We start from the raw sequence: 20,970 nt of genomic DNA, 5'->3' as shown, positions 1-20,970 counted from the left end.
AGCAGAAATCGGGAGCGCCTTTCGATCCGACGAGCGCTCTCACCGACGCGGATCACGGCCGCGGGAGGGAAGCGCCCGACCTGCAACAGCGGTAATGGGGCCCACCTCCTCGGTCGCGCACGGTGCGGCAACACTACATCAGCGCCACCGGCCCGGGCTCGGGCGGCCGCACCAGCGGGTCCCGGACCGCCGTCCACACCGGACGAACCGCGCATCACTGCTCATAGGTGAAGCGGTACTTCGCGGCGATGGTGTCGAGCTAGGTGGGGTCCAGCCGACCGGCGGCACTCACCTGGGCCCGGTCCTCGATCAGGTCTTCGGCGAAGCGGTCCCACCCGCCGGGCGAGGAGATCTGCAGCACACGCGGCGGCGGTGTGGATCCAGGCCGCAGGGCATGCGCAACACCGTGCGGCAGCAGCACGAACTGGCCCCGGGCCGCCGTGTCGCTGCCGCGCGCCTTTACCGCGAAGGCGGGCGGAACCCGCAGCCGACCCGGCCGCGCCTGACCGGCCTCCAGGACCTAGAACCGCCGCTGATCCCCGTCGTCCGTGCTGGTGTCGCCGATGTGGTGGCGCTGGCCGTACCGCGCGCCGATCTCGTTGATCTTCGCCCAGTCCTGGCTCCCGTGCTCCCGCATCCTGCCCGGCCTCGCTGACCTATTCGATGTAGCGCTCCCAGCCGCCGGGAGCCGACAGCCGCAGCGCGTGGACCGGGTCCTCGGAGAGGTTGCGCATGGCGTGGGTGACACCGCGCGGGAGCAGGGCGCACATCCCGGCGGTCAGCGGGTGGGTGCGGCCGCCGAAGTCGATGCGGCTGCCCGCGGTGGCCGGAAAACGCACTGGTGCCGTGGCAGGCCTGCCACGGCACCAGTGTCTCCAGCAGGTTCTGGCATCAGTCGCCCGGTTGTTGGTTGCCCCGGTGTTGCGTCGCGGCGCGTGGCCGCCGGACTGATGCCTCGACCGCGCCCGGCCGAGCGGCCGGGCAGGGTTGGGTACTGACGAAGGTCAGCGCCGGGCGTGGCTGCTCGACGCAGGGTTCCGCATCACCATGCGGGCCCGCTGCATCTCGCGCGCCATGCCGCCCAGCCAGCGAACCAGACCTGCCATCGGGGCGTCCTCCACTAACTACGAGGGATGAGTCGACGGTCCTTCATCCCGTTGTCAAATCCCGTTCACGACAACCGGCGCGAACCGGGCGGGACGAAGCCGTCTCACCCGCCATGTCGTCCCAGGTAGTTCCCGTGTTTCTGGCAATTCATAACGTATTGGTAACGAAGATTCGGGTGGGGTGCTCATCCGCCGACAGGGGCAAGCCCGAGGGTCTTCGCGGACGCTGCGCGCATTCCCCGGGCGGACCATCAGCCGGGGTGGGCGCCGACGGTATCGCGCAGTTCCCCAGCCATGGCCAGGTCCGACTGGCGTGCGCAGTGCGCGCAGCAGAAGAACCGGCCGCTGGCTTCCACGCCATGCCCCAGGATCCGGGTCCCGCAGTGCTCGCACTGCGGTGCGAGCCGCTGCGTGGCGCATTCGAAGCAGTCGAAGGTGTGCACTCCGCCGCCGACGGTGTGCACTTCGAAGGTCATCCAGTATTCGTTGCCGCAGACTTCGCAGGTCCCCATGGTGTCGCCTTTCCGCGGAAAAGAAGGGGGTGGACACCCGCAGCATGCGGCCCTACTTATGGGTCAGCAACCGCGCCGCCGGCGCGGATTCCGGTCACCGCCCGCGCCACAGCCACCCGCCGGCCGCCGTGATGTGCCAGCATGATCACGATCACGCCGAGGGAAATCGGGGGAGCACATGCACGACGACCGCCGCATCGTCGAACAGCGCCTCGACCGGGTACTGGCCGAACGCCTACGACCTGCCTACTACTCCGAAACACTGCCCTGCGAGGTCGCTGTCTGGCACGCGCCCGGCGAACCGGTGCCGGTCGCGGAGGCACTGCACGCCGATTACGCGCCCGCCGCCATCGGCGAAGCCTGGGGACCGGCGTGGGGCACCAGCTGGTTCCGGCTGACCGCGACCGTGCCGCCGCAGTGGGACGGCCGCGTCGTCGAAGTCGTCGTCGACCTCGGTTTCGACGACGACCGCCCCGGCTTCCAGTGCGAAGGCCTCGCCTACAGCCCCGACGGCACCCCGATCAAGGGACTGCACCCCCGCAACACCCACCTGCCCGCCGGGCGGAACTCCGCCGGGCGCGAACGCACCTGGTACGTCGAGGCCGCCGCCAACCCCATCATCCTCGGGCCCAACGGATTCCAACCCACCGAACTCGGCGGCCAACCCACCACCAAGACCCCGCCGCTGTACCTGCTGCGGCGCGCGGAACTCGCCGTGCTCGACGAACCGGTGTGGCAGCTGGTCCAGGACGCCGAGGTCCTCGACCAGCTGATGCGGCAACTGCCGGTGGACTCCCCGCGCCGCCACGAGATCCTGCGCGCCCTGGAACGCATGCTCGACCGCCTCGACCTGCACGACATCTCCGCCACCGCGCCCGCCGCCCGCGCCGAACTCGCCGACACCCTCGCCCGGCCCGCCCACGCCAGCGCGCACGTGATCTCCGCCGTCGGCCACGCCCACATCGACTCCGCCTGGCTGTGGCCGCTGCGCGAAACCATCCGCAAGGTCGCCCGCACCACCGCCAACGTCACTGCCCTGATGGCCGAACACCCCGACTTCCACTTCGCGATGTCGCAGGCCCAGCAGCTGGCCTGGATCAAGCAGCACCACCCGCAGTTGTTCGACCGCGTCCGCACCTTCGCCGACACCGGGCAGTTGGTGCCGGTCGGCGGGATGTGGGTGGAAGCCGACACCAACATGCCCGGCGGCGAGGCCATGGCCCGCCAGTTCGTCCACGGCAAACGCTTCTACCTCGACGAGTTCGGCATCGAGACCCGCGAGGTGTGGCTGCCGGACTCCTTCGGCTACAGCGCTGCCCTCCCGCAACTGGTCGCACTGTCGGGCTCGCAGTGGTTCCTGACCCAGAAGATCTCCTGGAACCAGACCAACAAGTTCCCCCACCACACCTTCTGGTGGGAAGGCATCGACGGCACCCGGGTGTTCACCCACTTCCCGCCCGCCGACACCTACAACTCCGAGATCACCGGCGGCGAACTCGCCCACGCAGCAGCCAACTTCTCCGAACGCGGCTACGCCACCCGCTCCCTGCTGCCCTTCGGACACGGTGACGGTGGGGGAGGACCCACCCGCGAAATGCTCGCCCGCGCCTACCGCACCGCCGACCTGGAAGGCTCCCCGCGAGTACGCCTGGACACCCCCGAGGAGTTCTTCACCGACGCAGAAACCGACCACGCCCGCCCCGCGGTGTGGTCCGGCGAGCTGTACCTGGAGATGCACCGCGGCACCTACACCTCGCAGGCCAAGACCAAGCAGGGCAACCGCCACAGCGAACACCTGCTGCGCGAAGCCGAGCTGTGGTGCACCACCGCCACCGTCACCACCGGCCGCGACTACCCGCACGAGGCCCTGGACCGGCTGTGGAAGCGGGTGCTGCTGCACCAGTTCCACGACATCCTGCCGGGCTCCTCGATCGCCTGGGTGCACCGCGAGGCCGAGGCCACCTACACCCGCATCGCCACCGAACTCGAAACGATCATCGACGGTGCGATGCAAGCCCTCGCCGGTGAACCCACCCGGCCGCTGACCTTCAACGCCGCCCCGCACGCCCGCCACGGCGTCCCCGCGCTGGGCGCCGCCACCAACACCAACACCGCGGCACCCACCGCCACCCGCCACCCCGACGGCGCCATCACCCTCGACAACAGGCTGCTACGCGTCACCATCGACCACCGCGGGCTGCTGACCTCGGTCTACGACCACGCCGCCGAACGCGAAGCGCTGGCCGGCCCGGCGAACCTGCTGCAGCTGCACGCCGACCACCCCAACGCCTGGGACGCCTGGGACCTCGACGCGTTCTACCGCCACCACACCCGCGACCTCACCGAACTCGACGAGCTCGACCTCGCCGGCGACACCGTCCGAGTTCGCCGCAGCTTCGGCAAGTCCGCACTGGTCCAGCACATCAGCCTCGCCGCGGACTCCCGCCGCATCGACATCGACACCGACATCGACTGGCACGAAACCGAGAAGCTACTCAAGGCCGCCTTCCCGCTGGACGTGCACGCCGACCGCTCCGCCGCAGAAACCCAGTTCGGGCACGTCATGCGCCCGACCCACACCAACACCTCGTGGGACGCGGCCAAGTTCGAGATCTGCGCGCACCGCTTCCTGCACGTCGCCGAACCCGGCTACGGCCACGCCCTGGTCAACGACTCCACCTACGGCCACGACGTCACCCGCGACACCCGCCCCGACGGCGGCACGACCACCACCGTGCGGCTGTCGCTGCTGCGCGCGCCCCGCTTCCCGGACCCCGACACCGACCACGGCCACCACCGGCTGCGCTACGCCCTGGTCGCCGGGGCCGACATCGGCGAGGCCATCCGCGAGGGCTACCGCATCAACCTGCCCGAACGCACCATGAGCGGCTCCCGCCCGGTGGAGCCGCTGATGGCCGTGGACAACGACGCGGTGGTCGTCGAAGCGGTCAAACTCGCCGACGACCGCAGCGGCGACCTCGTGGTGCGGCTCTACGAGTCACGCGGCGGCCGGGCCCGGGCACGGTTGAGCATTTCCTTCCCGGCCACCTCGGTGACCCGCACCGACCTGCTCGAACGTCCCCTGGCCGAACCGGATGCCACCACCGACGCACTGGACCTGCGGCTGCGTCCCTTCGAGATCCGCACCCTGCGCTTCGCCCGCCCCACCCAATGACCACGCAACTCCCCGACGACGCGATCCGCCGCGAAGACGGCCAACCGGTCGCGGACCTGGCCGCTGGTGCTGGGCTGACCGAGGTCCCCGGCGCGATCGCGCGCATGCGGCAGCTGCGGCACATCGACCTCGACGGCAACACCATCCGCCACCTACCCGCATCGGTCGCGACGCTGCCGCAGCTGCACACCCTGCTGCTCTACGACAACGACCTCACCGGCCTGCCCGGTGAATTCGGCCCCGCACTGCGGCATCTCAGCGTCGGCCGCAACCACCTGACCGCACTGCCCGACGCCTTGTGGCAGACCACGACCCTGCACGCCCTCAACCTCGCCGAGAACAACCTGGTGGAAATCCCCGAAACCATCCGGGCGCTGTCGCGGCTGCGGGAACTGCACGCACACAACAACCAGATCACCGCACTACCGGACTCCCTGCCCGGCCTGCGCCAGTTGCAACACCTGGAACTGCGCAACAACCCACTGCAGCGCCTGCCGGAATCCATCGGCGCGCTGACCGAACTGACCCACCTCGACCTGCGCGCCACCGCACTGCGCGAACTACCCGAAAGCCTCGCGGCCCTGCCCCGGCTGACCAAACTCGACCTGCGCTGGACAAAACCCGACCACCACCCCGGCTGGCCCCACGACCTGCGCCACCGTGGATGCGCGGTCCTGCTCTGAAACGCCGCGGCCAGAGTGGCCCTGCTAGGGCCTCCCTCCCGCCCGCCGCCGCGGCCAAGCTGAGCGCATGACCGCAGCAACCCGGCCCCGTACCGCAAGCGCCGCCCCAAAGGCGGTGTGAGCATGCGATACCGCCTCTTCGGCCAAACCGGCCTCCGCATCTCCGAGATCCTCCTGGGCCGGGCTTCCCCTCGTACCGTAGAGGCATCGCCGACGAGGAGTGATAGCGGTGGAACGGCGGCATTTTGACCGAGAGTTTCGGGAAGGCGCGGTCCAGATCGTTCGGGAGACGGGTAAGCCGATCGCGCAGGCCGCCCGGGAACTGGGCATCAAGGCGGGGTCCACCACACCCGTGGTCGCCAGTCCGTCCGAGGTCTGGAATTCCCGCACCGCAGCGCCATCCGGTCCCGAAAACGCGCATCCGCGGCCACGTAGCGGCCGCAGGAGGTCAACAGCACCTGCGCCGCGCGCGAGAACGCCGCTACCTGCGACGTGTCGTCGACGTTGGGCGTCGCCGTGTGGCGCACGATGATCTTCCCGGCTTGCTGTCGAGCACGTCAACCGCCGAACAGGGTTCCCGCGCCTGCCAATCGACGCGATCTCCTGCGCAACCGACGACCCGCACGACCGCGCAGCCAACGCCGTCACAACCGAACCGCCACCACGTCCCTGTCTGTGACCGACCAACCACCGCAGACAAGGGGAGTGCGCCAGATGGACCGGTTCGTCCAGTTCCTGCGCCGGCAGCTCGACATCGACCTCGAACTACTGCGCGTCGCCAGGGAAGACGCCGAAACCGGCTCCACTCATGCATGCCTGATCACCCCGATCCGGGGATTCCGCGAATGCGAACTCAAGGCCCGCCTGCTGACCACCCACCACCACTGCGGCAGCGGCGAGGGCCCGTGCGACACGCTGGGGGAGAGCTATCCGCCGGAAGACGAGCGCGGCTGCCCCACCCGGGCCCTGCTCGGCCTGCCCTATTCCGACCGCCCTGGCTACAGCGCCCGCTGGCGACCCTGATGCCCGCGGCTCCATCCACCCGCACCCGATCACCGATGCGCAGATGCGTCTAGGTCTGCCAGCGGCCCGCAACCGACCCCAACGATTCCCACGATCCGCGTGCTGCAAGGGGCGGCCGGGGGTGACCGCGGAGCTCACCGGCGGCCAGTTCGACGAGCGCAGCGATTCCCTGGTCGGCCCGTTGGCCACCGCGACGATCGAGCAGCTCACCCCGGACGTGTTCTTCGCGTCCACCGGAGGCTTTTCGGGCTCGAACTGCTTCGAATCAACGGTGGAGGAAGCCTCAGTGAAGAAGATCTGCGCCCAGGTGTCGCGCCGCATCGTCATCGGGGCCGATGCGGCCAAGCTGGGTATGCGAGACCGCGCAGCCTCGGTCGCCTTGGAGAACTTGGCGGCGCTGTGCACCGAGCTGGAACGGACGACCCGCGGTTGGCGTCGTACCGACCGTGGGTGCGCCGACTGCTGTGAGGGGTGGAGCTCATTTCGCCGTGGCGCTCACGAGCTGTTCGCGTTCGGCGGCGGCCAGGGCGCCCTGGCCGACCTTCATCAGGAAGCTGATCCCGAAGCCCACCAGGTAGGTCGCGGCCAGTGCGAACACCGTGCCGGTCGTGCCGATCCGGTCCCACAGGTAATCCGCGAAAGCGATCGGCTCGAGGTTGAGCGTCACCCGATCTCGGCCAATTTGGACTGCAGCAGCGTCACCTCCTGCTTCCGCACCGTCGACGACGGTGCGGAAGCTCATGGTCAACGTCAGCCGGCCGATACCTGCCTGGTCCAGGATCCGCCGGCGCCTCCGCAAGATCGCGATGAGCTGGCGGCAGGTTCGGGCGGCACGACATCGTGTTCGGCAACGGCCCGGTGGAAACGGTGCCCGCGCCGCCGCGGAAAGCCCGCAGCGCACCCTGGTAGTAGGCGAGCTGAACCGCCTTGCGCACCGCAGGATTCGTGGTGGGCCCGTCGACCATGTTGAACACCACCACCGGCTCCAGGTTGGCCGGGAAGGTGCGGACCGTGATCTAGCTCGCGCATCGTTGCTGGTGCAATGGAGCCTGTTGCGTTTTCGGCGAAAACGGCTGAACCGAAGTACCAAATCAGTCTCGATCGCCGCCGTTTGTCCGCCAGTGGCCATCTCAGCCGTGATCGATCGATTACGGTCCGTGGTGGGCGTAATTTTGCAACAGGCTCAATGGTTCGAAAAGGTGGTTACTGACCCGAAACCCGCCGAAACGCGCCAGTGCCATCAGGTGGGGGGCTAGGCCGCCAACGGCAACCAGGGGTGGTGGCACGCGCACCGGCGGGGGACCGCAGACTGGTGGGCTGCGGGGGAGAGGAGCACTCTCAGCACGGCATGAGGGGGGCTCTAGGGGACTGGGGCTACCCGCCGCGCGTCACGGACACCAACGCGCCAAACCGCATGCGGCGCGAGGAAGGGAGCCCGTGGGCTTCATTGGACAGTGCAACGGAAATTTTCTCCATTTGATGGATAATGTTGATTATCCATCAAATGGAGAAGGACCTGCAGGAGTGGACCAGGGGCCTTCACAGGGGATGGAGGGTGCCCGCCCATGTTGATCAACTTCTGTCACAATGCATGCTCCAGCGAGCTTCTCCGGCGACGGCGCATCGCGCGCCTGTCGGTTGATCATGCGGCCAAGTCGCCCCGACGGCGTGGCCGTCCTGGCGAATCACGATCGGTCTGCCGCAGACCATTTGGATCATCATGGACCGAGTCGGCTCCATCGATGTTGCAGATGAGCACTCCGTTTTACCCGCCTATTTTGTCACTGTGACGTTAATAGGTTGCGGAACGGGACCAGGGGAAACAAGTCTGTTTGGCTGCGCGAGAGCTTGGTCGTCATGTCCCGGCATCGGCTGGCTCGTCGAGCTCGGCCATCCGCGCGACGACTGCGAGAACGAAGCACCACAAGCGTCGACTCATTGCGACGCGGCTTCAGGGTTCGCGTCCGGCGCCGAATGCGTCACCGGTCGGTCCCGTCGGCGCCCAGCATGAAGTCACGCAAGTCGACGTCCGATGCGGCGAGGTGACCAGAGCCGACGAGGCGCAACAAAGGCCCTTCTGGGGCTCGTCGCCGCAGGTCAATCAAACGCCGATAATGTACATTATGTTAAGTAATTGGGAACGGGCAGAAGCCCTCCTCCAGCCGGACACATCCATGGGTTTCGGGTCGAGGCCGTGAAGGCGTGCTACATCGACGAGCGCCACTGCGACCGACGCCGGCGGTCTTCTTGACGGTTCTGTTGGGTCGGCACCCGTTCGACCAGCGCGTCGAGATCAGCTGGTCTGCACACGGGGTTGTTCGTGCCCATTGCCGCCTGGCGATCGACCGCCGCTCTCGACGCCACTCCCCTTGCTTCCAAGGCTGAAATCCCTCCATCAGTGGTTATGCCGGGGGAATCGGTGCTCCGGCCGGTCGCAGCGATGCCGCCCCCGCCGGATGATGAACGGCGAACCCATTCCACTCCACGACAGCAAGACCCGTGCGCTCGTACTTCTGGAGGCATTGGTGGCAGTCCTGTGCAGACCGGCGGTTGCAGTTCCCGAACACGTCATCACGACGGAGGAAACCCTCGAACTCACCCGACGTGTCCACGCCGACCATCCACAACTCCCCCTGGTCCTGCGGTTGATCGGCAACACCGGGGTCCGCAAGCGCCACCTCATCCGCCCCATCTCCGAAACGCTGCAGCACCCGGGGTTCGAGGCGCGCAACAAGATCTACGAGGAGCACGCCAAGCAGCGCGTGCCCGCCGTCGCGGCCCGGGCCCTGGCCAACTCCGGGTTGCGCGCGGAGGACATCGACCTGCTGGTGTACGTGTCGTGCACCGGGTTCATGATGCCGTCGCTGACGTCGTGGCTGATCAACTCGATGGGGTTCCGCCACGACACCCGGCAGTTGCCGATCGCCCAGTTGGGGTGCGCCGCGGGCGGTGCGGCGATCAACCGCGCTCACGACTTCTGCACTGCCTACCCCGACTCGAACGCCCTGATCATCGCTTGTGAGTTCTGCTCGCTGTGCTACCAGCCCGACGACCACGACATCGGTTCGTTGTTGTCCAACGGGCTGTTCGGTGATGCGGTCGCCGCTGCTGTTGTGCGGGGTGCCGGTGGTAGCGGGGTTCTCCTGGAGCGCAACGCCTCGGCGATCATCGCGGACACCGAGGAGTGGATTTCCTACCAGGTCAAGGACACGGGTTTCCACTTCCGGTTGGACAAACGGGTGCCGACGACGATGGAGCCGCTGGCGCCCGCGCTGCGCGCATTGGTGGATCGTCATCGGTGGGATGTCGCCGGGCTGGACTTCTACATCGTCCACGCCGGTGGGCCGCGGATCCTCGATGACCTCACGAAGTTCCTGAGGGTGCCGCCGGTGGCGTTCCGGTTCAGCCGGGCGACGCTCACCGAGTACGGCAACATCGCCAGCGGTGTCGTGCTCGATGCGTTGTTGCGGATGTTCGACGAGGATTCGCTGACTGCTCGGGCGCGCGGGCTGATCGCGGGTTTCGGTCCTGGTATCAGCGCGGAGATGGCGGTCGGCAGTTGGTTGCCGGATCCGCAGGTGTCGTTCGTCCGTCCTCGGAGTGAGTCCGTCCCGTTGTTGGGAGGTCGTTGATGTCGGATGGGTGCCCCCTTCGGTCCTACGATCCGCCGAACATTTCCGGGGTGGGTTTCGACCCGGATCTGGCCGGGTTCCTCCAGGAGGAGCCGGTGGCCCGGATCCGGATGCGCTTCGGTGAGGGCGAGGCGTGGTTGGTGACGCGGTACGAGGACGTCAAGTTCGTCACCTCGGATCCGAGGTTCAGCCGGGCGGCGATCGCGGGTCGGCCGTTTCCGCGGATGACCAAGCACGTTATCCCGTTGGATCGGGCGCTGAGCTATTCGGATCCGCCTGAGCATGCGCGGATCCGGCGGGTGGCGGCGAAGGTGTTCGCGCAGCGCAACGTCGAGCGGTTGCGGGTGCATGCCGAGCAGGTGGTGGCCGAGCGGGTGGATGCGCTAGTGGCTGCGGGGCGGCCTGCTGACCTGGTCGAGCACGTGGTGGCGCCGTTTCCGATGACGATGATCGGTGAGGTCGTTGGCGTTCCGGTGGCTGACCGGTCCTGGTTGATGTGGTGCGCGGAGACGTTGTTCAGCATGGCTCGTGACGAGGCGGAGGTTGCCCGCAACGGTCGGATCAAGGAGGAGTTGTACGAGTACTTCAAGAAGTTGGTGGCGCGGCGTCGTGCGTGGCCGCGTGATGATCTGGTGACGGTGCTGGCGGATGCCCGTGATCGTGGCGAGATCGGTGATGAGGAACTGGGTGCGTTGGTGGTGCTGGTGTCGCTGAATGGGTGGCATGCGGTGCGCTACAACAGTTCGAGCATGCTGTACGTGCTGTTGACCGAGCCGGGTTTGTGGGAGCGGTTGGTGGCTGAGCCGGGGCTGATTCCGCATGCGGTGGAGGAACTGCTGCGCTTCGTTCCGCATAAGCGCGGTGTGGGGCAGCCGCGGGTTGCCACCGAGGATGTCGTGATTCGGGGTGTTCGGATCCGGGCTGGGGATGTCGTGCACATCTCTTATGTGGCGGCGAATTGGGATGCGGAGGTGTTCCCGCATCCGGAGCGGGTTGATCTGGATCGTGCGGAGGTTCCGCATCTGGCTTTCGGGCATGGTCCGCATTACTGCGTGGGGCCGTTGTTGGCGCGGATGGAGGTGCAGGTTCTGCTGGGGGTGTTGTTGGATCGTCTCCCCCGGCTTCGTTTGGCGGTTTCTCCGGATGAGGTGCGGTGGCGGCGGGACGTCATGATCCGTGGTCCGGTTGATCTTCCGGTGTCCTGGTGATCGTTGTTGGTTCGGGGAAGGTGCTGGGTTGATGGAGGGTTTCGTCGTTCCGCCTGGTGGTGGGAAGCGCATCGTCACGGGTGCGCAGGATGTGACGTTCAAGGTCACCGGGGCGCATTCGATGGCGGCGTCGAGTTTCGAGGTGGTGGTGCCGCCGGGTTTCGATGTCGGTGCGCATGTGCATGCCCGCAGCGAGGAGTTGTTCTACGTGCTGGAGGGTGAGCTGGAGGTGTTGGCGTTCGAGCCGGTCGTTCGCGGCGGGGATGGTTGGTCGGAGTGGGAGGGGGAATCGGGTCAGCGGGTGTGTCGTGCTGGTCCGGGCAGTGTCATGTTCGTTCCGCCTGGTTGTCCGCATGCTTTCGCCAATCGGGGTGATGTGGTGGCGCGGATGTTCTTCCAGTCTTCGCCGCCTTCGCATCATGAGCGGTATTTCGAGGAGTTGTTGGAGATCCTGGATGCGCCGGGTGGTGTGGATCGTGCTGCGGTGGCTGAGCTGCGGTGGCGTCATGACATCGAGCAGTTGACGCCGTTGCGGTTCGAGGCTTGAGGTGGCGCTACGACAAGGAGCGCGCGAGATCTCGGTGCTCGCCCGCACCTGCGCCAGTCCCGTGCTCGTCCATGTCGGCATCGTGCTGGTCTGGCCGGTCCTCGCTGGACTCGGGTGGGATCGAGGCTCTCGGGCGAGGACCGGCGCGACCGGACCGCGGATGCGGTCGTGGCTGGCATCGGCGCGGGTTTCTTACTTGCTGTGCACGATTTGGATCAGGTTGCCGCAGGTGTCGTCCAGGACCGCTGTGGTGACCGGGCCCATCTCCAGCGGCTCTTGGGTGAAGCGGACCCCGAGCTCGCGCAGTCGGTTGAATTCCGCGGTTACGTCCTCCACGGCGAAGGAGGCTGCTGGGATGCCGTCCTTGACCAGCGCCTCCTTGTACGGCTTCACAGCGGGATGGCCGTCGGGTTCCAGCAGCAGTTCGGTCCCGTCGAGGTCTTCTGGTGAGACCACGGTGAGCCAACGGTCCTCGCCCAGCGGGATCTCGTGCTTCTTCGCGAAGCCGAGCACGTCGGTGTAGAAGCGCAGGGCCTTGTCCTGGTCATCGACGAAGACGCTGGTGAGGTGGATCTTCATGGGGTTCCTCCGTTGTGTCGGGCTTGAGCCAGCGGGTGATGATGCGCTCAAGGGGTTTGGTGTTCAGGTCGTGGATTTTGTAGCGGCCTTGGCGCCGTGAACGGACCAGACCTGCGGATTCCAGTACTGCCAGGTGCTGACTGATCGCCTGGCGGGACAGTCCGAGTCCGTGTTTGGTCACGAGCCGCGTGCAGATCTCGAATAGGGTCTGGCCGTCCCGTTCCACCAGTTCATCGAGGATGCGTCGGCGGGTGGAGTCGGCGAGGGCCTTGAAGACATCCTCCGCCATGCGCCCAGCATAGGCAAGTCGCGACTTGCCTATCAAGTTGGGTTCGCTTCGCCCGAAGGCCCGGTGTGCGTTTCGCAGGCGGTGGTCAGCGCGGGGTGAACATCGTGGGCTCGGCGAGTTCTTGTGGCCTAGGCTTCGGGCGCGGGAATCGGTGCGGTGGCGCGGGGATGGCATGTTGGAGCTCACCGCGGATTCCGCGTGGGAGGCGTTGTTCCACGACTGTTCTGCGCAGCGGGCCGACGAGACGATTTCGCTGTTGCGGACAAGCAACCCGGTTGTCGGTGGACAGGGTGTGCGGGCGGCGGCGCGGCGGGAGGTGCCGGTGACTTTCGTGCGGGGCGTGCTCGATCGGATGCCGGAGTTGGTCTCGGCGTCGGCGGGGTCGGATGAGGTCGAGATCGTGGAGCTTCCAACCGGGCACTGTCCCAAATGGTCGCGGCCTGACCTGGTCGCTGCGCTGCTGGCGGGTCTGGCGCGGTCGTCGGGCTGATGGGCGCTGGGGGTCCGGGTGCGGTGGTATCGCACCCGACCCCCAGGCGGTTCAGTTCTCCGGCACGGCCATTTCGCCGAGCCGGGACCAGTCCTGCTGCGCCAGGGTCGTGTTGATGATCCGCGGGGTTTCGGCGAGGTGCGGGGGCAGTGTCTGCTGCGCCTTCTTGAAGTGTTCGGACTGGACGTGCGCGGCGCCTGCTTCGTCGTCGCGGAAGGCTTCGACCAGGACGTATTCGTTGGGGTCGTCGAGGCTGCGGGACCAGTCGAACCACAGGCAGCCGGGTTCGGCGCGGGTCGCCTGGGTGAATTCGGCGGCGATCTGCGGCCACTGGTCGGCGTGTTCGGGGCGGACTCGGAACTTGGCGGTGATGAAGATCATCGCGGGTACTCCTCCAACCGGTTGGGTTGCTCGGGTTTTGGGAACGCCGAAGATCCTAGGTGTACTTCCGCGGGTCGTTGGGGCTGGTCGGCGGCGATTCAGCAGCTCCGGTCTCATGGGGTGTCGCGCAGGTGTTGTGCGTAGTGCTCGCGCAGTTGCTCGGTGCGGTCGGTGGGCCATGGGCAGCGGATGTCGCCGTGCAGGGCGGCGAACACGATCTCGAGGTGGACCTGCCATGCCGCCAGCAGGGTGGCCCGTTCGGTGGCCTGGGTGGCGGGCAGGGTGTGGGTCAGTGTCAGTCGGGTGCCGATGGGGTTCTGGTCGCGGAGCTGGAATCGCACGGTGCCGCCTGGTTGCCAGGCGTATTCAAGGACGTTGGGGGCTTGGAGGTTGGTGAGTGCGCCGGCCTGGCCGAATCCGTGGGTGCTCTGCAGTGGTGGTTCGTCGCCTGTGGTGGGGTGGGTGTCGCCGGTGATGAGGGCCCAGACCTGCTGGGGTGGTTGGACGAAGTCGCGTTCGAAGTGGATCGTCCAGCCGTTGTCGGTCGGGTGGAGTTCTCCTTCGCCGAGCCCGAATTGTTCGGTGTAGGCCTCGGCGCGTTCGAACCAGGTTTGCATGGAGAATTCGGCGGTCGTGCCCTCGAGGCAGGCAGTCAGGCTGTCGAGGCAGGCGTCCCAGCCGGCGGCGTGGCGGGCGATGGACGGGCGGTCGCTGTCGGGTCCGCGCGGGGTGTGGCTGAACACCAGTAGGCAGCCTTCGGGGTGCGGGAGCAGTTCGCAGCGGATGACGTCGGTGTTCCAGCGGAAGGCGAAGACCTTCGGTGGGTCGGCTTCGAGGATCTCCCCGGCGTCGGAGGTGTCCGGTCCTTCGAAGGTGAAGCGCATCGGTGTGCCGGGGGTCGGCTGGTCGAAGTCGATGCGGGCTGGGAACCAGTGGGTCAGTTCGGTCGGGTCGGTGATGGCGCGCCAGACCTTCTCCGGTGGGTGGTGCAGCAGGCGTTGCAGGCGCAGCACCGGGTGGTCGCCGATCATGGTAAGGGTCGTGTCGGTGTTCATGGCTGGGTGTCCTCTGGGTCGGGCATGTTGTCGAGGTGGCGTTGCAGGGCGTTGAGCCGGTCGTGCCACATTTGCCGGTAGGGCGCCAGCCAGGCGTCGATCTCGGCCAGCGGTTCGGGGCGCAGCCGGTACCAGCGGCGTTGGGCGTCTTGGCGGACTTCGACCAGCCCGGCCTCGCGTAGCACCTTGAGGTGTTTGGACACCGTGGGTTGGCTCAGCGGCAGGCGGTCGACGAGGTCGCCGACGGCTCGTTCCCCGGAGCGCAGCAGGTCGAGGATGTCCCGGCGGTGTGGTTCGGCCAGGATTTCGAAGGTACTTGCCACCTCGTCAATATAGCCGACCGGAAATATGTCTTCCGGTGGGTGGCTCAGGCGGTGAGCGCGGCCTGGGTCTGCGTGGTGTGCCCGATGCGGCGCCCGGAGTCGTCCAGCAGCTCCGTCTGCACCGCGATGCTCGTGCGGCCGACGTGCAGCGGACGGCTGACCGCGTGCAACGCGCCCTCGCGCAGCGCGCGGAAGAAGTTCGTCTTCGACTCGATCGTGGCCGTGTGCGCGCCCTCGGGCAGGTTCAGGAATGCGCAGACCGCGCCGATCGAGTCCGCCAGCGCCATGACCGCACCCCCGTGCAGCACTCCCCCTGACGTGCATTGCTGCGGTGCCCAGTCCAGGTGCCCGCGGACCTCTTCGGCGTTCGCAGCGTCGGTCTGCACGCCCAGCGACACCGCGAACGGCATGAGTGCGACGAGCTGCTGGTGGTCGACGGCGGTCACGGGGCCTCCTTGCTGAGAATCCGGGTTGCGGCGGTGACGAGTTCGGCGTTGTCGGCGGCGACCTGCCCGTCGGGCAGCAGCAGCGTGTCCTCCAGGCCGATGCGGGTGGCCAAGCCGCGGCGGGCGGCGACGGTGAGCACCGGCCACGCCCCGGCGGCCTCGCCGTGCAGCAGGATCGGCGTCGCCGCCGGGCGCAGCCGCTCCAGCAGCGCTTCGGCAGTGGTCGCCGCGCCCCGCGCGGTCAGGTCGGTGACCTCGGCCAGCACCCTGAGCACCCGGGCGCGGTGCGGGGATCGCAGGAACTGGCGGTCGCCGTCGGTGCCGGAGAAGATGCCCGCCTCTATGCCTACACCGCGCTCCAGCAGCACGGCTGCGACGTCGTCGGCACCGGGTTCGTGCCAGTTGACCGAGGCGTGGTCGGGCAGCACCGTCCACGCCCGGATGGCCCGGATCCGGTCCGCCGGGTCCGGTGCGGTCCACGCGCCGGTGGTGACCCCGACGGGGACTGCGGGGGCGGCGGCCCGCACCGCGCGCAACGTGGCTGCGACCAGGTGCGGATCGAGGCTGTCTGTGCCGTCGGGCGCTTTGGGGTGCAAGTGGATGTCGTTGGCGCCGGCTGCGATGCTGTCCGCGGCGGCCTTGGCCAGCTCCTCCGGGCGCACGGGCAGGTGGAAGTGCTCGCGCGGGGAGCGCGCGCCGTTGAGGCAGACCTGCAACATGCGCCGATTCTCCCCCGATCCGGCGGGCGCGCGGAAGTTGGCGACCCCGTTTCGTGATCATCGACAGCCACTTCGCCTCGCCCGGATGGGCGACCCCACGGGCACCTGGTGGTGTGGCGGGGGTACTAGCGTGGTGGTGTGGTGTTGAGCAACCGGATCCTGCGGGGCGTGGCCAGCGGCGAGATCACCTTGGCGTTCCAGCGCTGGCCCAGCCCGCAGGCGCAGGCCGGATCGTGGCTGCGCACCGCGGTCGGGTTGATCGGCATCGGCGAGGTCACCGAGGTCGATCCGGGCCGGATCACCGACGCCGACGCCCAGCGCGCGGGCTTCACCTCCGCCGCGGGACTGCGGTCCTCTTTGGACAAGCACGGCCGCGGCGCGGTCTACCGCCTCGCCCTCAGCTACGACGGCCCCGCACCCGAGCTGCGACCGCAACCGGTGGATCTGCGTCCGCGCGAACGGGCCGCGATCGACCGGCAGTTGGCGCAGCTGGACGTCTCCGCCCCGCGCGGACCGTGGACGAGGACCGTCCTGGAAGCACTGCGGCGGTGCCCCGGCCTGCGCGCCGCCGAACTCGCAGCCGACCAAGGACGGCCGGTGTCGCGCTGCAAATCCGACGTGTGGCAGCTGCGCGAGCTCGGCCTCGTCGAACCCCACGAGGCCGGATTCCGGTTGTCCCCGCGCGGAAAGTCCTACCTCGACAGTCCCTAGAAACGGAGCCCTGTGACGGTCGATCAGGTCCACAACGCCCACCGCAACGGGGCCACGCCCACCGACGTCTCCCCCGACGACGCCGAATCCGCGCTGTACGTGGCGATCTGGGCGTACAGCAGCGGCGACGCCGCCACCGCGCACCGCGCCGCCGAAGCAGCCCGGGCCTTCACCCCGGACAGCGAGCTGGCCCGGCTGCTGTCGGCGATCACCGCCAACGGCGATGCCACCGCGGTCTACGACTCGCCCGCGGCGTTCCGGGCGTTCATCCGGGGCGGCGGCAACATCGGCCTCTACGAGGCGACATCCACGGCGCTGCGCAAGCTCTACCGGCACCAGAGGCCCCAGCGGCTGCTGGACATCGGCGCCGGGGACGGGCTGGCGCTGCTGCCCGCGCTCACCGAGCACAAGCCCGTCGTCGGGGTCGTCGAACCCAGCAGTGCGCTGCTGGCCGAGACCACCGCCGGACTCACCCGCCGCGGCATCACCCACCACTCCTGGCAGGACACCGCGCAGGATTTCACCGCCACCCACACCCAGCGCTGGGACCTGATCCAGTCCACCTTCGCGCTGCAATCCCTGCCCACCGGAGACAAGACCCGGGTGCTGCGCTGGATCGCCGCGCACACCGGCCGGTTCGCGCTGGTGGAGTTCGACGACGTCGAGGTCGCCTCGGTGTGGGAGCCCGCGTGGTTCCGCGACTGCCTGGCCCGGGTGGAACGCGGCCTGCGCGAATACGACGCCGACCGCGATCTCGTCGGCGCCGGGTTCATCCTGCCGGTGATCCTCGGCAAGTTCGGTACCACCGCGCCCACCAACTACGAGCTGGCCGTCGACGGCTGGGTGGCGCTGCTGCGCGAGGCCGGATTCGCCGAGATCACCACGCGGCGGCTGGCCGACTACTGGTGGCGCCCGGCATACCTGCTCGAGGCGGTCACCGCGGCCGGATGATGCCGCGCTGCAACGCCGTGGTGATCGCCGCGGTGCGGTTGTCCACGCCGAGCTTGTCGTAGAGGTGCACCAGGTGCGTCTTCACCGTCGCCTCGCTGATGAACAGCGCTTTCGACAGCGCCCGGTTGGACAGGCCCTGCGCCAGCAGCTGCAGGATTTCCATTTCCCGGGGGCTCAGGGCCTGCTGCGGTCGCCGCAGGTGCCCCAGCAGCCGCGCCGCCACCCCGGGTGCCAGCGCCGTCTGGCCCTTCGCGGCCAGCTGCACCGCCTGGCACAGCTGCCCCGGTGGGGCGTCCTTGAGCATGTAGCCGGTCGCGCCGGCCTCGACCGCGGCGAGGATGTCGGCGTCGGAGTCGTAGGTGGTCAGCACCAGTACCGGCGGCCCGCCCTCGGCGCTGATGCGGCGGGTGGCGGTGACCCCGTCCATGCCGGTGGGCATCTGCAGGTCCATCAGCACGATGTCCACCTTGGTGCCCGCCAGCGCCTCCAGCGCGGCCTGCCCGTCGGCGGCCTCGGCGACCACCGTCATGTCCGGGCGGTCGTCGAACATCGCCCGCAGCCCGCGCCGCACGACCGGGTGGTCGTCGACGAGCAGGATGCGCAATGTTTCGGCCATCACCGGATCTCCTCGTCGGTCAGCGGCAGCCGGATGGCCACCGCGGTGCCATCGCCGGGCGCGGACTCCACCGCGAGTCGCCCGCCCAACGCGCCGATGCGTTCCCGCAGTGCGGTCAGCCCGTAGCCGCTGCCATCCGCAGCGGGCCGGGCCGCGGCCGGATCGAAACCGACGCCGTCGTCGTAGATGTCGAGGGTGACCTCGGTGTCGAGGAGCCCGAGCGTGACCACTGTGGTGCGGGCGAGGGCGTGGCGGACGACGTTGCCGAGGCTGGCCTGCGCTGCGCGAAGTAGCGCGACTTCGTAACCCGAGGGCAGCTCCACCAGCACGCCATCGGTCTGGAAGCGGCAGTCGATCCCCGACTCTCGCGCGGTGTCCTCGCACAACCGGCGCAGCGCCTGCGGCAGTCCCGCGCCGGTCAGCGACGGCGGCCGCAGGTCGCGCACGAACCGGCGGGCTTCGTCGAGGTTGTCCGCCGCGGTGCGCTGCGCCTCGGCGATCCGGGCGCGTGCTTTGTCCGCCTCCGCCGGCAGCGCCGACTCCGCCGCGCGCAGCAGCAGCACGATGCTCGACAAGCCCTGGGCCAGGGTGTCGTGGATCTCGCGGGCCAGGCGTTCCCGCTCGGCGGCCACGCCCGCCTGGTGCTGGGTGGACGCCAACTGCTCGCGGGTGCGGGTGAGGTCGTCGATGAGGGCCTGCCGGCGCTGGCTCTCGGCGTAGATCGCCGCATACCCCCAGGTGATCACCACCGCCACCCCGGCGCCGATGATCGGGCCCAGCACCATGCCCACGCTCCAGGCCCCGGCGTGCCAGCCCTGCGCGGTCACGACCAGGGTGGTCACCACCACGACCGCCACGAGCGCGTGCCGGCCCCGCAGCAGATGCAGGTGCAGGAAGAACAGTGGGAACGCCAGCCACGAGAAGTCCGGGCTGATCACCAGCAGCCCCGCCCACACCGCGGTGACCGCCGCCAGCCACGTCATCGCCAGCCACCGACGGTGCAGGGCGTGACGCACCACCGCGCCCGCCGCGTAGACCGCGGTCAGCAGCACGGCCATCGCGACCGCCAGCCAGCTCGTGGGCCCCGCGGCGTGGGTGAGGAACACCCGCGCGGTCGCGATGCCCAGCAGCAGCAGGAATCCGGTGTGGAACGCCAGCCGCATCAACCGCAGGATCGCCCCCGGACCGGGGCTGGACGGGGACAACGTTTCGGACACTGCGCACACCTTAGAACCATGCCTGGGGGACGGTTCTCACCAGGACCTTTCTAGACACTGCGGTCAGGGCGCGGCATCGATCGTTCGGTTGAGTTCGGGATGCACCCCGCGGCGGCGGCAGGATCAATCCGTGCTGCGATGGCAACGGCGCCGATCGCGGCGAGGCTGGATGCCGGAATTCGACCACGACCGGAAAGCAGAACACCCGTGTTCCTCGCCATCCGCGACATCCGCTTCGCCAAGGGGCGGTTCGCACTCATGGGCTCGGTGGTCGGGCTGATCACGTTGCTGATCGTGTTGCTGTCGGGACTGACCGCGGGCCTGGCCCACCAGTCCACCTCGGCGATCACGCAGCTGCCCACCACCCACATCGCCTTCGGCAGCACCAGCGCCGAAGCCCCCGAGCAGTCCTTCGCCGACTCCTCGATCACCCAAGCCCAGCTCGACGCCTACCGCGGCACGCCCGGGGTGCAGTGGGCCGCGCCGCTGGGCATCATCCAGACCCGCCTGGAAACCACCGCCGGCGGCACGGCGGCCACCATCTTCGGCGTGCGCCCCACCGACGGCCTGGCACCGGCCCCGGTCACCCCGGGCTCCCTGGTCGTCAGCCGTGAACTCGCCGAGGACAACGGCCTGACCATCGGCCAGAGCGTGCTGGCGGGCACCCAGCGGCTGACCGTCAGCGGCATCGCCGGCAACGCCTACTACAGCCACACGCCCGTGGCGTGGACGGCGCTGGAGACCTGGTCGGCGTTGCGTCCGCCACGCGCCGATGCGCCCCTGGCCACCGTCATCGCCGCGGGCATGACCGCCGACCCCGCGCAGCCCGACGCCGCTGCCGGCACCACCACGGCCACCACCGGCGCCAGCCTGTCTGCCATCGGCTCCTACTCCTCGGAGAACGGGTCGCTGCTGATGACGCAAGGCTTCCTGTACGCGATCTCCGCGCTGGTCATCGGCGCGTTCATGACTGTGTGGACCATCCAGCGCAGCGGCGACATCGCCATCCTCAAGGCCCTCGGCGGCGCCACCGGATACCTGCTGCGCGACGCGCTGGCCCAGTCGGTGATCGTGCTGGTGCTCGGCGCCGGGGTCGGTGGGGCCGCCGGGGCGGGGTTGGGTGCGCTGGCGGTGCAGGCCGTGCCGTTCCAGCTCACCGCCGCCACCACCGTGCTGCCCATCGCCGCCATGATCGTCCTGGGCATGATCGGCGCCGCCCTGGCGATCCGGCGCGTTACCTCCGTCGACCCGCTGACCGCGCTGGGAGCCGTCCGATGAGCCTCACCCTGACCGGCGTCCACCTGACC

At 68.7% G+C, this 20,970-nt stretch carries 23 protein-coding genes and 1 pseudogene; 11 read left to right on the top strand and 13 right to left on the bottom strand.

Translation table 11 applies throughout. The features are described from left to right. Positions 1-259: 259 nt before the first annotated feature. The 3 genes from DL519_RS45860 to DL519_RS07540 all read right to left on the bottom strand — a co-directional run bounded on the left by DL519_RS45860 (position 260) and on the right by DL519_RS07540 (position 1,618). The gene (locus DL519_RS45860; RefSeq protein WP_223838537.1) at positions 260-421 is read right to left on the bottom strand and encodes a cupin domain-containing protein; all 162 of its coding nucleotides are present in this window, start codon (positions 419-421) and stop codon (positions 260-262) included. Between the two features lie 235 nt (positions 422-656). Continuing rightward, positions 657-839 carry a cupin domain-containing protein gene (locus DL519_RS07545; protein WP_190813488.1) on the bottom strand — a complete coding sequence of 61 codons (183 nt, stop codon included), beginning with the start codon at positions 837-839 and terminating at the stop codon, positions 657-659. A 518-nt stretch (positions 840-1,357) separates the two neighbouring features. Continuing rightward, positions 1,358-1,618: a Prokaryotic metallothionein gene (locus DL519_RS07540; protein WP_168588816.1), complete on the bottom strand. Its 261-nt coding sequence runs from the start codon at positions 1,616-1,618 to the stop codon at positions 1,358-1,360. A 178-nt stretch (positions 1,619-1,796) separates the two neighbouring features. Here DL519_RS07540 and DL519_RS07535 point away from each other — a divergent pair, with 178 nt between their 5' ends. The 4 genes and pseudogenes from DL519_RS07535 to DL519_RS49750 all read left to right on the top strand — a co-directional run. Continuing rightward, on the top strand, positions 1,797-4,793 hold the full coding sequence (locus DL519_RS07535; RefSeq protein WP_190813486.1) for an alpha-mannosidase: 2,997 nt from the start codon (positions 1,797-1,799) through the stop codon (positions 4,791-4,793). Then, positions 4,790-5,476, top strand: a complete 687-nt coding sequence (locus DL519_RS07530) for a leucine-rich repeat domain-containing protein (protein ID WP_190813484.1) — start codon at positions 4,790-4,792, stop codon at positions 5,474-5,476. Before DL519_RS07535 ends, DL519_RS07530 begins: the two co-directional genes overlap by 4 nt. Before the next feature lie 714 nt (positions 5,477-6,190). After that, positions 6,191-6,499, top strand: coding sequence for a DUF6221 family protein (locus DL519_RS07520; protein ID WP_190813474.1), 309 nt, complete (start codon positions 6,191-6,193; stop codon positions 6,497-6,499). Positions 6,500-6,542: 43 nt separating this feature from the next. Further along, positions 6,543-6,893, top strand: a pseudogene (locus DL519_RS49750) (hypothetical protein); the annotation flags it as partial. Between the two features lie 84 nt (positions 6,894-6,977). Here the strand turns inward: DL519_RS49750 and DL519_RS45850 are convergent. Further along, a complete protein-coding gene (locus tag DL519_RS45850) occupies positions 6,978-7,241 on the bottom strand; it encodes a hypothetical protein (protein WP_223840467.1) in 264 nt (87 codons plus the stop codon). Positions 7,242-9,024: 1,783 nt separating this feature from the next. Between DL519_RS45850 and DL519_RS07510 the strand changes: the two genes are divergently transcribed. The 3 genes from DL519_RS07510 to DL519_RS07500 are packed head-to-tail and all read left to right on the top strand — an operon-like array spanning position 9,025 to position 11,886. Continuing rightward, on the top strand, positions 9,025-10,131 hold the full coding sequence (locus DL519_RS07510; RefSeq protein WP_190813470.1) for a type III polyketide synthase: 1,107 nt from the start codon (positions 9,025-9,027) through the stop codon (positions 10,129-10,131). Beyond that, on the top strand, positions 10,131-11,339 hold the full coding sequence (locus tag DL519_RS07505) for a cytochrome P450 (protein WP_190813468.1): 1,209 nt from the start codon (positions 10,131-10,133) through the stop codon (positions 11,337-11,339). Before DL519_RS07510 ends, DL519_RS07505 begins: the two co-directional genes overlap by 1 nt. A 31-nt stretch (positions 11,340-11,370) precedes the next feature. Then, the gene (locus DL519_RS07500) at positions 11,371-11,886 is read left to right on the top strand and encodes a cupin domain-containing protein (RefSeq protein ID WP_190813466.1); all 516 of its coding nucleotides are present in this window, start codon (positions 11,371-11,373) and stop codon (positions 11,884-11,886) included. 192 nt (positions 11,887-12,078) lie between these two features. Here the strand turns inward: DL519_RS07500 and DL519_RS07495 are convergent, their stop codons facing one another. Further along, positions 12,079-12,465, bottom strand: coding sequence for a VOC family protein (locus DL519_RS07495; protein ID WP_190813464.1), 387 nt, complete (start codon positions 12,463-12,465; stop codon positions 12,079-12,081). Then, positions 12,431-12,754, bottom strand: coding sequence for an ArsR/SmtB family transcription factor (locus DL519_RS07490; RefSeq protein WP_190813462.1), 324 nt, complete (start codon positions 12,752-12,754; stop codon positions 12,431-12,433). The genes DL519_RS07495 and DL519_RS07490 overlap by 35 nt, the downstream gene beginning before the upstream one ends. Before the next feature lie 172 nt (positions 12,755-12,926). Here DL519_RS07490 and DL519_RS07485 point away from each other — a divergent pair, with 172 nt between their 5' ends. Further along, positions 12,927-13,244: a hypothetical protein gene (locus DL519_RS07485; RefSeq protein ID WP_190813460.1), complete on the top strand. Its 318-nt coding sequence runs from the start codon at positions 12,927-12,929 to the stop codon at positions 13,242-13,244. A gap of 51 nt (positions 13,245-13,295) precedes the next feature. Here the strand turns inward: DL519_RS07485 and DL519_RS07480 are convergent, their stop codons facing one another. From DL519_RS07480 to DL519_RS07460, 5 genes are all read right to left on the bottom strand, one after another. Continuing rightward, complete coding sequence (locus DL519_RS07480; RefSeq protein WP_190813458.1) at positions 13,296-13,625, bottom strand: putative quinol monooxygenase; 330 nt, start codon at positions 13,623-13,625, stop codon at positions 13,296-13,298. 113 nt (positions 13,626-13,738) lie between these two features. Continuing rightward, positions 13,739-14,680 carry an SRPBCC family protein gene (locus DL519_RS07475; RefSeq protein WP_190813457.1) on the bottom strand — a complete coding sequence of 314 codons (942 nt, stop codon included), beginning with the start codon at positions 14,678-14,680 and terminating at the stop codon, positions 13,739-13,741. Then, positions 14,677-15,003 carry an ArsR/SmtB family transcription factor gene (locus DL519_RS07470; protein WP_190813456.1) on the bottom strand — a complete coding sequence of 109 codons (327 nt, stop codon included), beginning with the start codon at positions 15,001-15,003 and terminating at the stop codon, positions 14,677-14,679. Before DL519_RS07470 ends, DL519_RS07475 begins: the two co-directional genes overlap by 4 nt. A 44-nt stretch (positions 15,004-15,047) precedes the next feature. Then, positions 15,048-15,413 carry a PaaI family thioesterase gene (locus DL519_RS07465; RefSeq protein WP_190823824.1) on the bottom strand — a complete coding sequence of 122 codons (366 nt, stop codon included), beginning with the start codon at positions 15,411-15,413 and terminating at the stop codon, positions 15,048-15,050. A 32-nt stretch (positions 15,414-15,445) separates the two neighbouring features. Further along, on the bottom strand, positions 15,446-16,168 hold the full coding sequence (locus tag DL519_RS07460; protein ID WP_190813455.1) for a 3-keto-5-aminohexanoate cleavage protein: 723 nt from the start codon (positions 16,166-16,168) through the stop codon (positions 15,446-15,448). 141 nt (positions 16,169-16,309) lie between these two features. Between DL519_RS07460 and DL519_RS07455 the strand changes: the two genes are divergently transcribed. Next, on the top strand, positions 16,310-16,879 hold the full coding sequence (locus DL519_RS07455; protein ID WP_223838535.1) for a hypothetical protein: 570 nt from the start codon (positions 16,310-16,312) through the stop codon (positions 16,877-16,879). Positions 16,880-16,891: 12 nt separating this feature from the next. Then, positions 16,892-17,830 (top strand): methyltransferase domain-containing protein, encoded by a 939-nt coding sequence (locus DL519_RS07450; RefSeq protein ID WP_190813451.1) that lies wholly within the window; start codon positions 16,892-16,894, stop codon positions 17,828-17,830. On the opposite strand, the gene DL519_RS07445 is transcribed toward DL519_RS07450, so the two are convergent. After that, on the bottom strand, positions 17,814-18,446 hold the full coding sequence (locus DL519_RS07445) for a response regulator (RefSeq protein ID WP_190813450.1): 633 nt from the start codon (positions 18,444-18,446) through the stop codon (positions 17,814-17,816). The genes DL519_RS07450 and DL519_RS07445 overlap by 17 nt on opposite strands. Further along, positions 18,446-19,663 carry a sensor histidine kinase gene (locus tag DL519_RS07440; protein WP_223838534.1) on the bottom strand — a complete coding sequence of 406 codons (1,218 nt, stop codon included), beginning with the start codon at positions 19,661-19,663 and terminating at the stop codon, positions 18,446-18,448. Before DL519_RS07440 ends, DL519_RS07445 begins: the two co-directional genes overlap by 1 nt. Positions 19,664-19,870: 207 nt before the next feature. Between DL519_RS07440 and DL519_RS07435 the strand changes: the two genes are divergently transcribed. Further along, positions 19,871-20,941 (top strand): ABC transporter permease, encoded by a 1,071-nt coding sequence (locus tag DL519_RS07435; protein WP_190813448.1) that lies wholly within the window; start codon positions 19,871-19,873, stop codon positions 20,939-20,941. The last annotated feature ends 29 nt before the right edge of the window (positions 20,942-20,970 follow it).

This window comes from Saccharopolyspora pogona (assembly GCF_014697215.1).
In the GTDB taxonomy this organism is placed as follows: Bacteria; Actinomycetota; Actinomycetes; order Mycobacteriales; family Pseudonocardiaceae; genus Saccharopolyspora; species Saccharopolyspora hattusasensis.
Note: the sequence above shows the minus strand (reverse complement) of the source record. Positions and strands in the feature narration are given on the sequence as shown.

Coding starts and splice junctions, on each gene's coding strand:
- DL519_RS07540 (WP_168588816.1), bottom strand. CDS start 1,618: ATGGGGACCTGCGAAGTCTGCGGCAACGAATACTGGATGACCTTCGAA.
- DL519_RS07535 (WP_190813486.1), top strand. CDS start 1,797: ATGCACGACGACCGCCGCATCGTCGAACAGCGCCTCGACCGGGTACTG.
- DL519_RS07530 (WP_190813484.1), top strand. CDS start 4,790: ATGACCACGCAACTCCCCGACGACGCGATCCGCCGCGAAGACGGCCAA.
- DL519_RS07520 (WP_190813474.1), top strand. CDS start 6,191: ATGGACCGGTTCGTCCAGTTCCTGCGCCGGCAGCTCGACATCGACCTC.
- DL519_RS45850 (WP_223840467.1), bottom strand. CDS start 7,241: ATGAGCTTCCGCACCGTCGTCGACGGTGCGGAAGCAGGAGGTGACGCT.
- DL519_RS07505 (WP_190813468.1), top strand. CDS start 10,131: ATGTCGGATGGGTGCCCCCTTCGGTCCTACGATCCGCCGAACATTTCC.
- DL519_RS07500 (WP_190813466.1), top strand. CDS start 11,371: ATGGAGGGTTTCGTCGTTCCGCCTGGTGGTGGGAAGCGCATCGTCACG.
- DL519_RS07495 (WP_190813464.1), bottom strand. CDS start 12,465: ATGAAGATCCACCTCACCAGCGTCTTCGTCGATGACCAGGACAAGGCC.
- DL519_RS07490 (WP_190813462.1), bottom strand. CDS start 12,754: ATGGCGGAGGATGTCTTCAAGGCCCTCGCCGACTCCACCCGCCGACGC.
- DL519_RS07485 (WP_190813460.1), top strand. CDS start 12,927: ATGTTGGAGCTCACCGCGGATTCCGCGTGGGAGGCGTTGTTCCACGAC.
- DL519_RS07480 (WP_190813458.1), bottom strand. CDS start 13,625: ATGATCTTCATCACCGCCAAGTTCCGAGTCCGCCCCGAACACGCCGAC.
- DL519_RS07475 (WP_190813457.1), bottom strand. CDS start 14,680: ATGAACACCGACACGACCCTTACCATGATCGGCGACCACCCGGTGCTG.
- DL519_RS07465 (WP_190823824.1), bottom strand. CDS start 15,413: ATGCCGTTCGCGGTGTCGCTGGGCGTGCAGACCGACGCTGCGAACGCC.
- DL519_RS07460 (WP_190813455.1), bottom strand. CDS start 16,168: ATGTTGCAGGTCTGCCTCAACGGCGCGCGCTCCCCGCGCGAGCACTTC.
- DL519_RS07445 (WP_190813450.1), bottom strand. CDS start 18,446: ATGGCCGAAACATTGCGCATCCTGCTCGTCGACGACCACCCGGTCGTG.